The sequence below is a fragment of the Agrococcus sp. KRD186 genome, from assembly GCF_017168255.1.
GTDB lineage: Bacteria > Actinomycetota > Actinomycetes > Actinomycetales > Microbacteriaceae > Agrococcus.
This window is the reverse complement of sequence record NZ_JABFAP010000001.1, coordinates 205,613-216,367: the sequence shown is the minus strand read 5'-3', so window position 1 is coordinate 216,367 and position 10,755 is coordinate 205,613. Positions and strand designations below refer to the sequence as shown.

Genomic DNA, 10,755 nt, shown 5'->3' with positions numbered 1-10,755 from the left:
CGAGTCGGGCGGGCTCGAGTCGGGCGGGCTCGAGGTGCGCGGGCTCACCATCGCCGTGCCCGGCCGCACGCTCGTCGACGACGCGACCTGGAGCGCACCCGCCGGCCAGATCACCGCACTGGTCGGCCCCAACGGCGCCGGCAAGTCGACCATGCTGCGCGCGATCGCCGGCGTCCTGCCGGAGCGCGCCACCGTGCGCGGCGAGGTGCACCTGGGCGTGGCATCGGGTGCCAGCGAGCAGGCGCACACCTCGCGGGCCCGCGCCGAGCAGGCGCACACCGCGCGGGCCCGCGCCGAGCAGGCGCACACCGAGCAGGCTCTCACCGTGCGCCTCGACACCATGTCCGCCCGCGAGCGCGCCCGCCGCGTCGCGCTCGTCGAGCAGCTCGCCGACGCGGTGCCGCAGCTCACCGCCCGCGAGGCGGTGCGCCTCGGCCGCACCCCGCATCACCGCATGCTGGGCTTCGCGATCGGCGACGAGACGCAAGTCGAGGCGGCGCTCGCCGACGCCGGGGCCACCACGCTCGCCGAGCGGCGCCTGGGCGAGCTCTCCGGCGGCGAGCTGCAGCGCGTGCACATCGCCCGGGCGCTCGCGCAGCAGGCGGGTTCCGCCCCCGGCAGCGCCCTGCTGCTCGACGAGCCCACGAACCACCTCGACGTCGCCTGGCAGCTCGACCTGCTCGAGCTGGTGCGGCGGCTGGCGGCCGACCGCCCGGTGGTGCTGACCGTGCACGACCTGGCCCTCGCCGCCACCCACGCCGACCGTGTGGTGCTCGTCGACGGCGGGCGGGTGATCGCGGCGGGCGGTGCGGATGCGGTGCTGACGTCCGACCGCATCCGCTCGGTCTACGGCGTGGAGGCGTCGATCGACGCCGCCCCCGACGGGGTCGCCATCAGGTACCGCAGGATGAACCAAGGAGCAGGCGCATGAGGATCACCGTGCTGGCAGGCGGCGTCGGCGGCGCCCGCTTCGCGCTCGGGCTGCGCGAGGCGGCGCCCGACGCCGACATCACGATCGTCGCGAACGTGGGCGACGACATGTGGCTCGCGGGCGTGAAGGTGTGCCCCGACCTCGACTCACTCATGTACGCGCTCGCGGGCGTCGGCGACACCGAGCGCGGCTGGGGCCGGGCGGGCGAGAGCGAGCGGGTGGCGGCCGAGCTGACCGCCTACGGCGTCGGCTGGCCCTGGTTCACGCTCGGCGATCTCGACCTCGGCACGCACCTGGCCCGCACCGCGATGCTGCGCGAGCACGCGACCCTCACCGAGGCCACCGCGCGGCTCTCCGCCCGCTGGCCGCTGGGCGCCACCCTGCTGCCCGTCACCGACGACGAGGTGCCCACGCACGTCGTCACCGACGAGGGCGTCATCCACTTCGAGGAGTGGTGGGTGCGCACCCGCGCGCAGGCCCCCGCCCACCGCTTCGTGCAGCACGGCGTCGAGCGCGCCCGCATCTCGCACGCCGCAAAGGCCGCCATCGCCGACGCCGACGTGCTGCTCATCGCACCCTCGAACCCGGTCGTCTCGATCGGCACCATCCTGGGCATGCCGGGCGTGCGCGAGGCGCTCGACACGGCGACCGCGCCGATCGTGGGCGTCTCCCCCATCATCGGCGGCCAGGCGCTGCGCGGCATGGCGGCGACGTGCCTCGAGGTCATCGGTGTGAGGGCGGATGCGGCTGCGGTCGCCGCGCACTACGGCGCACGCTCGCGAGGCGGCCTCCTCGACGGCTGGCTCGTCGCGCAGGAGGACGAGGCGGGGCTGGGTGCGCTCCGCGAGCTGGGCATCCGCGCCGAGGCGCGCCCGCTGCTCCTCACGCCCGGCGGGCCGGCGGCGCAGGTGGCACGCGACGCGCTGGCACTGGCCGCGCCGTGACCGTCTACCGCCGACGAACGCGATTGCGCTGTGCACTGCGTATTGTTGTACAACGGCGAGCATGACAACGCTGACGATCCGCACGGACTCCGAGGTCCAGTGAGCCTTGGCCGGATTGACCCGAGAAGGCGCCTCTCGCTCCGAAGCCGAGCGAGAGGCCATCCTGCAGGCAGAACGGCTGTAGCGCCGGGCGCGCATGCGTGACCAAGCCGAGGCACTGCGCAACGATCCCGACGATGTCGGCGCATCACGGCCGCGGAGATGGATGGCGCGCGCTTGCCCCACCGGCGATTCGCATCGCGTCGTGTGGGGCTCATTGCGCTGAGTTGGTCGGACTGACCCGGGACGTTGGTTGAGTGGCTGATGTGTGGCTGGTTGCCGCAGGCAATGTGGAATCGCCTGCATCTGTGCAGCCGTGGGACAGGTGGCACGACTCGTTTTCGGAGAGCACCCGTTCGACCGTGACGCTGCGCTTGCCGAACCAGACGGTCGCGCGTCGAAGGACGCCGATTGGGGTGGCCGCAACCTCACAGTCATGGACTCGGCGTAGGCGATGCGCGAGTGGTCGTCACAGACGGTCGCCCAAACCATCCAAAATCGTAGTGTTTATGCTACGGTTTTGGTCATGGAAGCTCGAATGACGTACCGGCAAGTTCTGCGCGAGCTGGCATTCGACACACACGGCGTCGTCACCGTGAAGGACGCGGAAGAGGCCGGGGTGCCGGGCTCCGCTGTTCGCCAGTTGACTCAGCGCGGAGCATTGGAGCGCCTAGGGCAGGGCGTCTATCGCATGACCGAGGTGCCGCGAGGCCCGTTGGATGAGTTCGCCGAAGCTGTGGCGCTCGTCGGTGACGAGGCTGTCTTGGCCGACGAGGCGGTCTTGGCGGCCCACGACCTGGCGCAGGTCAACCTTCGGCGGATTAAGGTTGCCGTCGCCGTTCCGAGCCGTGTGAGACAGGAACTGCCTTCGACGGTTCAGGTCGTGCGCCGGCGCGTTCCCGAAAGCGACCGCGATGCGATTGATGGCATCCCGGCCATGTCTCTATCGGCCGCGCTAATCGCTAGCATCGGGCGCATCATGAACGACCGTCTCCTTGCTGCCGCAGAGCAGGCCAAGTCGCGCGGGCTCATTAGCCCCGACGAAGCACGGCGCGTCGTCGACGCTATTCACCAGACGAACACAAGGAGCAGCTCCCGATGACCAGGGATCCAATCGTCCCTGCACCCGCAAACGTCAACAGGCTCCGTGGTGCCATTGCTACTGCGGCGAAGCACCGCGGAGCCACGCTGAAACGCTTCCAGGCTTTGATCGGCAACGTTGTGGTCTCACAGATGCTGCCGGACTCAGCCGTCAAGGGCGGTACCGGCTTGAAGTTACGCTTCGGCGACAGCATCACGCGAGAGACCCCGGACCTGGACACCGCCTTCCGCGGTGACCGAGAAGCCTTCCTCGACGAGTTGAGCGGGCGCCTCAGTGACGGCTGGGGAGGGTTCGCCGGCAGCGCTATCGCAGGTGAGCTCCGGGCGCCGGCGGAGTTACGCAACCGCATCGGCGACTCTTACATCATGCAACCGGTCCGAGTGAAGCTCTCCTACAAGGGCAGGGACTTCATGAGCGTCGAGCTCGAGGTGGGTCACGACGAACTCGAAGCAACCACGAACGAGCCCGTCGAGACGGTCATGTCCGACGAGGTCCTCGAGGTGTTCGCGGAACTAGGCCTTCTAGAACCAGCGCCGGTGCGCGTCCTTCCGCTGCACCACCAGATCAGCCAGAAGCTCCACGCCTGCACCGAGCCGGAGAGCAATCGCGCCCACGACTTGGTCGATCTTCAGCTGCTCATCCCCGATGCCGACGTCCAGTTGGTCAGCGAGACCGCGCAGCGCCTGTTCCGGTTCCGGAACCATCACACATGGCCTCCAGAATTGGAGGCCGGGCCCGACTGGCAGGGGCTCTACAACGAAGCCGCCGCGGACCTGGACGTGCTGCCGCTTGACGAAGCGGTCGATTGGGTCAACGACTACATCCACCAGCTCGCTATCTTCGAGGTCGCGGAATGACCGGGCGAGGCGGTCCATGGAGCCGACAAGGACCGTGTCACTCTCGCGCATAAAGTCGCTAGTTTCGGCAAGTTCTGCACGCGCGGCGCGAGTCTTGCACGAGACATGGTCGGCGAAGATGCGCGTGCTGGCTGGCCCGACTTTGCTGCATCTTTGCAATCATCACCGACCCCTCACCGGCATCGGCGACCTCACACCGATGCGACGCGTGCACCGCGTCACGGGGAAGCAACGCTAGGCGGCGATCGCCGCGTCGCGCAGCACTGCCCGCGTGTGCGCGCCGACGCCGAGCTCGACCGCGATGTGCAGGTCGGCCAGCTCGTCGACGTCGACCCGCAACCCCGAATCCGGCGCGACGGGCAGCTCGACGTGGCCGGCGCGCCGGTGCAGGTCGGCGGAGCCTGGGCCGAAGTGCGGCCGCAGCGCATCCGCCCGCCTCGCCGCCAGCAGCGTCGTGCCGGTGGTGAGCGCGTCGGGCACGTAGGAGCGCTGCTCCTGCCCGGCCAGCTCGAGCGCCCCCTCCAGCTCGGCAGGGGTGAGCGCAGGCAGATCGCCGAGCACGACGGCCACCGGCGCGCCCGCGTCGAGCACCGCGGTGCCCGCCAGGATCGCCGCGCGCAGCCCGGCGCTCGGGTCGTCGACGACCTCGATGCCGCGCAGCCCCGCGGTGACCTGCTCGTCGCAGGTGACGACCACGACGCGGTCGACGGATGCGGTGGCTCGCGCAGCCGCGATGGTGTCGCGGGCGAATGCCACCGCGAGCGCCGCCCGGGCGTCGCCCGCGTCGAGGCGCGACTTGCCGATGGAGCCCTTGACGGGGATCACGATCGACCACAGCATGCCATCCAGACTACGTCGACTCGGATGCAGCCTCTGACCGCCGGCGCTCAGGAACGCTGCTCGTCGCCCTCGTCGCGCGCGACGACCCGGAACAGGCTGCGCGGCAGCACCGCCGCCAGCGCTCGGCGCCACCATGGCGCGCCCGCCGCGAGCGCCCGCCGCACGGTGCGCACGTCGGCGTCGACGACGCCGCGGTCGCGCGGGCCGGCGTCGAAGGCCGCCCGCTCGGCGGCCAGGCGCACGCGGTCGGCCGCTGCCGCCGGCCCGGACTCCGGCTGCGGCTCCGGCCCCGGCCCGGACTCGGGTTTCGACTCGACGCGGCTCGCGAGCGCCGCCTGCAGCTGGCCGGGCGTCGCCGAGGCGGGCAGGGTGCTGCCGAGATCGGCGAGCGTCGCCCGCAGCTCGAGCCAGCCGCCCGGGGCGCCGCGCCGCAGCCGCACCGCGCGCTGCAGGGCGCGCACGGTCGCCGGCAGCGCCAGCAGCAGCACGCCGAGGCCGATGAGCAGCGCACGCAGCAGCGCCGGATCGATGGCGATGCCGTCGCCCGGGCGGGGCGCGCCGGGGGCGGCGCTGCCGCTCGGGGTCGGCGCCGTCGGCGCGGTGCTGGGCGTGGGCGAGGCGGTCGGCGGCGCCGTCTCCTCGGGGGTCTCGGAGGGCGTGGGCTCGGGCGTGGGGCTCTGCGTGATCTCCGCGCCCTCGGGGCTCGCCGCCCCGGTGCCGGCGCCCGGCGTGGTCTCGACCCGCACCCAGCCGGCGCCGTCGATCCAGGCCTCGGCCCACGCGTGCATGTCGTTGGTGGAGACGGCCCAGCCGCCACTGATCTCGCTGCCGGGCAGGAAGCCGACAGCGACGCGCGCGGGCACGCCCGCGCCGCGCAGCAGGCCGGCGGTGGCGCTGGCGTAGTGCACGCAGTAGCCGCTGCGGGTCTCGAGGAAGCCGGCGAGCGCCTCCCAGCCGTCGCCCCCGGCACCGGCGAAGCCGGGCAGATCGAGCTGCTCGGAGTAGTTCCAGACGCCTCCGGTCATGAAGCCGTGCACCGCCTGCACGCGCTCGGCGGCGCTCATGCCCTGGTCGACGAGCGCCGCGCCCTGCGAGACGATCGCGGCGGCGGCCTCCGGCATCGCCAGGTACTCGTCGTGGCCGCTCGTGCCGGCGTCGGCGGGCAGCTCGTCGAGCGGCAGCGAGCGGCTGCCGGTGGCGGTGTACTCGAGCCCGCGCGTCTCCACATCGGCGCTGATGCGCAGCGCGTCGTTCGCGTCGTCCCAGCTGGCGCCCTCTCGCGCCTGCAGGCCGGCCACCCGCTCGGGCGTCGGCAGGCTCTCTGCGCGCACGTCGCCCATCCGCACGGTCATGCGCATCGGCGTGCCCAGCAGCGCACCCTCGACGAGCTCCTGCGGGCTGCCGGGCTCGGGCTCGAGCGCGATGAAGCCCTCCGGGCCGGCCTCCGGCAGCGTCATCAGCCGCGAGACGATCGGGGCGCCGTCGGTGGTGGAGTAGGTGAACACCGGCCGGTCGGCGGGCCGGCGCAGCTCGTCGCCGAGGTCGATCTGGGTGCTGAGGATCGGCGTCGCCGGCGTGAACAGCTCCTCGAAGGTCGGCAGGTCGAACTCGCTCTCGCGCGGGCTCGGCGCGAGCAGCGGCACCGCCGCCGACAGCACGGCGGCAGCCGCCACCAGCGCGACCGGCGCCACCCAGCTGCGTGGCCGCGCCGCCCGCTCGTCGATCGCTGGCGCCACGAGCACCGCGGCGGTGGCGATGACGCCGGGCAGCGCGTGCCACCACGGCACGTCGATGCGGAAGGCGATCGGCAGCAGCAGCGGCACCGCCGCGACCACGACCGCGACAGCAGGCACCCGCAGGCCGTGCCCCAGCACATCCGTCATCACCGTCACCGCGACCGCCGCCGCCACGATCACCGCGAGCACCGCGCCGGTCGCATCCAGCGGCGTCGACTGCGCCCAGGCGATGTCGATGACGCCCTGGTTCAGCACCGCCATCGACTCGAGCACCGCGTCGGGCGTCGGCACGATGCCGAGGATGGCCTGCTCCGGCGCGGTGAGCCCCGTCACCCAGCCGATGCCCACGAGCGCAGCGATCGCCGAGGCGACCAGCGGCGGCCAGACGGCGCGCGCCAGCGAGGCGGCGACCGTCATGGTCGCGACGGCGGCGACCACCGGCCACAGCCACGCCTCCCCCAGCACCGAGATCGCCGACCACAGCCACGCGACCGGCAGCACGGCGAGGGCGATGGTCTCGACCGTGCCGGCGCGGATTCGTCCACGGGCTCGCTCGGGGTCCGCCCCGTTGCCGTCGGGGCCGCGTCGGGCACCGCGCTGCAGCAGCTCGCTCGCGCTCACGAGAGCTCCCTGACCGGGCCGACGCGGTCGATCCAGCGCTGGATGCGCACGCGCGAGCCGGGCGCGATGCGGCGCGGCGGGGCGTCGCGGGCCGCCACCAGCCACAGGGTCGTGCCGGGCGTCAGCGTCCAGGTCTCGGGCGCCGACTCCTCGAGCGCGATCACGTGCGCGGTGGAGCTGAACGCGGAGGTCCTTTCGGACCTCCGCGGCGACCCCAGCGCCGAAGCCCGTCCCGGGCCTCGGTCCTCGGTGAGCGCCTCGCACTCCATCGAGGCGAAGGCCGCGAGCGCGGCCTGCAGGTCGCGCCAGTCGGCGCGCGGGATGCTGGGTTCGCCGGTCTCCTGCACGACGACGGTGCGCTCCTGGCCGGCGAGCGCCCGCACGATCGAGCATGCGGCCCGCGCGAGCCGGTCCTGCGCCTCGCGGTCGGCGCCCGCCGCGGCCGCCGTGTCGACCACCACCAGGTCCTCGTCGCTCGAGGGGTTCGCCTCCTGCCGCACCATCAGCTGGCCGCGCTTTGCGCTCTGCCGCCAGTGCACGCGGCGCTGCGGATCGCCCGGCCGCCACTCGCGCACCATCGCGTCGACGTTGTCGGCGGTGCGGGACTGCGCGAGGCGGCCCTCCTCGCGGTTGGAGCGCAGCGCGGAGGAGGCGATCGGCAGCACCTCCGGGCCCACCACGAGGCTCGCGAGCGGGTCGACGGTGCGTGTGGTGCGCATGACGCGGAACGGGTCGAGCGCGGTCACCGAGACCGGCGCCAGCCGCCAGCGGCCACGCGGATGGTCGCCGAGCCGCACGGTGTCGCGGCCCTCGCCGTCGAGCTCGCCCTCCAGCAGCAGGTAGCGCTCCGGGCCGGGCGCCCACGTCGACCACCGGGCACCCGCATGCCGACGCTCGCCCGCGATGCGAAGCGACGCATCCGCCCCCTCTTCCACCACGCCGGGCACGCCGAGCCGCACGCTGCCGACCGCGCCGACCGCCCACCAGGCGCCCAGCAGCACGATGCTCAGGCACAGCGCCGCCGGCACGAGCAGCACGGCCTGCCGCTCCCAGTAGGCGGCGACGAGCAGCAGCGCGCCGGCCAGCAGCAGCACGATGCCTCGCGCGGTGGGGCGGGCCTTGGAGCGGTCGGCCGGGCGGCGCGCGGCCATCAGCGCATGACGGGGGCGACCGTCTTGGCCAGCGCCTGCGCCACCACCGCGGTGGCGTCCTCGTAGCGCGCGTGCGGATCGTGCATCACCAGGTGGTGCGGCAGCACGTGCACCGCGAGCGCCTTGACGTCGTCGGGCGAGAGCCAGTCGCGGCCCAGCAGGTGCGCGTGCGCCTTCGCCGCCCGCACGAGCTGCAGGGTGGCGCGCGGGCTCGCGCCCAGCCGCACGTCGGGGTGGGCGCGGGTGGCGCGGGCGAGCCGCACCGCGTAGCGCTCGACCAGCTCGTGCGCGCGCACCGCGCGGGCCTGGTCGATCTCGGTCTGGAACTGCTCCTCGGTCGTCACCGCCCGCACCGCATCGAGCGGCTGGGCGGTCTCGCGCGCGGAGACCATCGCGTGCTCGGCATCCTCGTCGGGGTAGCCGAGCTCGAGCCTGGCCATGAAGCGGTCGCGCTGCGCCTCCGGCAGCGCGTAGGTGCCCTCCATGTCGATCGGGTTCTGCGTCGCCACCACCAGGAACGGCGTCGGCAGCACGTGGGTGATGCCGTCGACGGTCACCTGACCCTCGGCCATGCACTCGAGCAGCGCCGCCTGCGTCTTGGGGCTCGCGCGGTTGATCTCGTCGGCGATCACGATGTTGGCGAACACCGGGCCGGGCTGGAAGCGCAGCTCGCCGGTGCGCTGGTCGAGCATCGACATGCCGGTGATGTCGCTGGGCAGCAGGTCGGGCGTGCACTGGATGCGGCGCACGGTGCCGCCGATGGCCGCGGCGAAGGCGCGGGCCAGCTGCGTCTTGCCGACGCCGGGCACGTCCTCGAGCAGCACGTGCCCCTCGGCCAGCAGCACGGTGAGCACCGTGCGGATCTCCTCGTGCTTGCCGGAGATGACGCTGCCGACCGCGCGCTCGATGCGCTCGCCGGCGGTGGGCTGGTCGGTCGCGGCGGCGGTGCCGGTCTCGGTGGCGGTCGCCGCCGGCTGCGCCGCGGCCTCGCTGCCGCTCACGACGTCGCCTCCGCCTCGGCCATCGTGGTCGCCGAGGCCGCGCCGGCGGCGAAGCCCTGCGCCCACGCCTCGTCGGCACCCAGCCGGAACATGTCATCCGCCGCGCTCCGCACCAGGCGCGTCGCGCCGGGCTCGTCGAGCTCGGCCACGTGCCGCTCCATGCCGCGCACGAGCACCACCGGCACGCCGTCAGCCTTGCCTGCGACCAGGTCGGCGGCCCCCGCGATCTCGTCGGCGATCGCCGGTGCGGTCACGACCAGCGGTCGCCCGTTCGCATCGAGCTGGCCGGTGAGCGGCTCGAGCACGCGGATGCCCGCGGCACCGATCGCCACATCCGTCTGCCCGACGCGCCAGGCGCGCCCGAGCGTGTCGCTGACGATCACGCCCACCCGTGCCCCGAAGCGCGACCGCAGGGTGCCTGCGACGGCGCGCGCCGACGCATCCGAATCGATCGGCAGCAGCAGGATCGTGCCGTCGTCGGTGTTCGATGCGTCGATGCCGGCAGCCGCGAGCACCAGGCCCGTGCGGTGCTCGACGATGCGGGTGACGCCGCCGGGGTGCTCGCGGCTGGCGACCAGCCGCACCGACTCGTCGTCGATGGCCTGCTCGCGCTCGACGGCGGGGCGGATGCGTCCCTCGGCCTTCGAGACCACCTTGCTGGTGACGACGACGACGTCGCCGTCGCGCGGCTCGAGCGGGGCGAGCGCGTCGGCGATGATCGCCGGCAGGTCGTCGCCGGCGCGGATCTCGCCGATGCCGCGCACGGCCCAGAGCTGCAGGGCGGCGCTGGGCTGGGCGAGGTTGGGCTGGGCGAGGTTGGGCTGGTCGCTGCCGCGGTGGTCGCTCCCTCGCTCGCGATCGCTCATCGCTGCTGCAGGAAAGTGGCGACCACCCGCGGCACGTAGGGGCTGATGTCGCCGCCGAGCTCGGAGACCTGCCGCACGAGCGACGAGGAGACGTGCGCGTTCTCGGGGTTCGGCAGCATGAAGATGGTCTCGACGCCCGCGAGGTTGCGGTTCACGATCGACATCGGCGTCTCGTACGAGAGGTCGGTGGAGGTGCGGATGCCCTTCACGAGCACCTCGGCGCCCACCTGCTGGCAGTAGTCGACCAGCAGGCCCATCGACCAGTTGGCGATGCGGATCTGGCCCTCGATGCGCGCCTCCTCGATGGAGCGCTCGATGAGCTGCTCGCGCTCGACCACCGGCAGGAACGCCTGCTTGTCGGGGTTGTGCGTCACCACCACGTGCACTTCGTCGAACAGCTTCGCAGCGCGTGCGATCACGTCGATGTGACCCAGGGTCACAGGGTCGAAGGAACCGGGCACGACGGCGATGCGGGGCATGGGATCCAGCCTATCGGGCGCAGGTGAACGCGCGGCGACAGCGGCCGGCGTTCAGACGGGTCCTTGGTAGCAGACCCTCGATAACTCCGTTGCGGAACCAAGCGCCCGTCTGAAGCGCGGGGTGGCGG

General features: G+C 73.1%; 10 protein-coding genes and 2 pseudogenes. 4 read left to right on the top strand and 8 right to left on the bottom strand.

Features of this window, described 5'->3' with window-relative positions; genetic code table 11:
* Positions 1-931: ABC transporter ATP-binding protein (locus tag J1M46_RS01085; RefSeq protein ID WP_206446149.1), on the top strand; the 931-nt coding region annotated here is incomplete at its 5' end.
* Entirely contained in the window at positions 928-1,875 is a 948-nt protein-coding gene (gene cofD, locus J1M46_RS01080; protein ID WP_206446148.1) for a 2-phospho-L-lactate transferase, read from the top strand. The genes J1M46_RS01085 and cofD, both read left to right, overlap by 4 nt.
* Positions 1,876-2,290: 415 nt before the next feature.
* Here the strand turns inward: cofD and J1M46_RS15155 are convergent.
* Positions 2,291-2,454, bottom strand: a pseudogene (locus J1M46_RS15155) (IS481 family transposase); the annotation flags it as partial.
* A 46-nt stretch (positions 2,455-2,500) separates the two neighbouring features.
* Here J1M46_RS15155 and J1M46_RS01075 point away from each other — a divergent pair.
* Together J1M46_RS01075 and J1M46_RS01070 are read left to right on the top strand one after the other, a co-directional pair.
* Entirely contained in the window at positions 2,501-3,076 is a 576-nt protein-coding gene (locus J1M46_RS01075) for a type IV toxin-antitoxin system AbiEi family antitoxin domain-containing protein (RefSeq protein WP_206446147.1), read from the top strand.
* On the top strand, positions 3,073-3,933 hold the full coding sequence (locus J1M46_RS01070) for a nucleotidyl transferase AbiEii/AbiGii toxin family protein (RefSeq protein WP_206446146.1): 861 nt from the start codon (positions 3,073-3,075) through the stop codon (positions 3,931-3,933). The genes J1M46_RS01075 and J1M46_RS01070 overlap by 4 nt, the downstream gene beginning before the upstream one ends.
* A gap of 42 nt (positions 3,934-3,975) precedes the next feature.
* Here J1M46_RS01070 and J1M46_RS01065 read toward each other — a convergent pair.
* The 7 genes and pseudogenes from J1M46_RS01065 to coaD all read right to left on the bottom strand — a co-directional run.
* A pseudogene (locus J1M46_RS01065) lies at positions 3,976-4,092 on the bottom strand (hypothetical protein); the annotation flags it as partial.
* A 75-nt stretch (positions 4,093-4,167) separates the two neighbouring features.
* A complete protein-coding gene (cofC, locus tag J1M46_RS01060; protein ID WP_206446145.1) occupies positions 4,168-4,773 on the bottom strand; it encodes a 2-phospho-L-lactate guanylyltransferase in 606 nt (201 codons plus the stop codon).
* Positions 4,774-4,820: 47 nt separating this feature from the next.
* The gene (locus tag J1M46_RS01055; protein ID WP_206446144.1) at positions 4,821-7,130 is read right to left on the bottom strand and encodes a transglutaminaseTgpA domain-containing protein; all 2,310 of its coding nucleotides are present in this window, start codon (positions 7,128-7,130) and stop codon (positions 4,821-4,823) included.
* Entirely contained in the window at positions 7,127-8,281 is a 1,155-nt protein-coding gene (locus tag J1M46_RS01050) for a DUF58 domain-containing protein (protein WP_206446143.1), read from the bottom strand. Before J1M46_RS01050 ends, J1M46_RS01055 begins: the two co-directional genes overlap by 4 nt.
* Positions 8,281-9,282 (bottom strand): AAA family ATPase, encoded by a 1,002-nt coding sequence (locus J1M46_RS01045; RefSeq protein WP_206446142.1) that lies wholly within the window; start codon positions 9,280-9,282, stop codon positions 8,281-8,283. The genes J1M46_RS01050 and J1M46_RS01045 overlap by 1 nt, the downstream gene beginning before the upstream one ends.
* Positions 9,279-10,148, bottom strand: a complete 870-nt coding sequence (cofE, locus tag J1M46_RS01040) for a coenzyme F420-0:L-glutamate ligase (protein ID WP_206446141.1) — start codon at positions 10,146-10,148, stop codon at positions 9,279-9,281. The genes J1M46_RS01045 and cofE overlap by 4 nt, the downstream gene beginning before the upstream one ends.
* Positions 10,145-10,627 (bottom strand): pantetheine-phosphate adenylyltransferase, encoded by a 483-nt coding sequence (gene coaD, locus J1M46_RS01035; RefSeq protein ID WP_206446140.1) that lies wholly within the window; start codon positions 10,625-10,627, stop codon positions 10,145-10,147. Before coaD ends, cofE begins: the two co-directional genes overlap by 4 nt.
* Between the last annotated feature and the right edge of the window lie 128 nt (positions 10,628-10,755).

Bases quoted from the DNA above. Each gene is read 5' to 3' on its own strand.
- cofE (WP_206446141.1), bottom strand. From the start codon at position 10,148: ATGAGCGATCGCGAGCGAGGGAGCGACCACCGCGGCAGCGACCAGCCC.
- cofD (WP_206446148.1), top strand. From the start codon at position 928: ATGAGGATCACCGTGCTGGCAGGCGGCGTCGGCGGCGCCCGCTTCGCG.
- J1M46_RS01070 (WP_206446146.1), top strand. From the start codon at position 3,073: ATGACCAGGGATCCAATCGTCCCTGCACCCGCAAACGTCAACAGGCTC.
- J1M46_RS01050 (WP_206446143.1), bottom strand. From the start codon at position 8,281: ATGGCCGCGCGCCGCCCGGCCGACCGCTCCAAGGCCCGCCCCACCGCG.
- J1M46_RS01075 (WP_206446147.1), top strand. From the start codon at position 2,501: ATGGAAGCTCGAATGACGTACCGGCAAGTTCTGCGCGAGCTGGCATTC.
- coaD (WP_206446140.1), bottom strand. From the start codon at position 10,627: ATGCCCCGCATCGCCGTCGTGCCCGGTTCCTTCGACCCTGTGACCCTG.
- cofC (WP_206446145.1), bottom strand. From the start codon at position 4,773: ATGCTGTGGTCGATCGTGATCCCCGTCAAGGGCTCCATCGGCAAGTCG.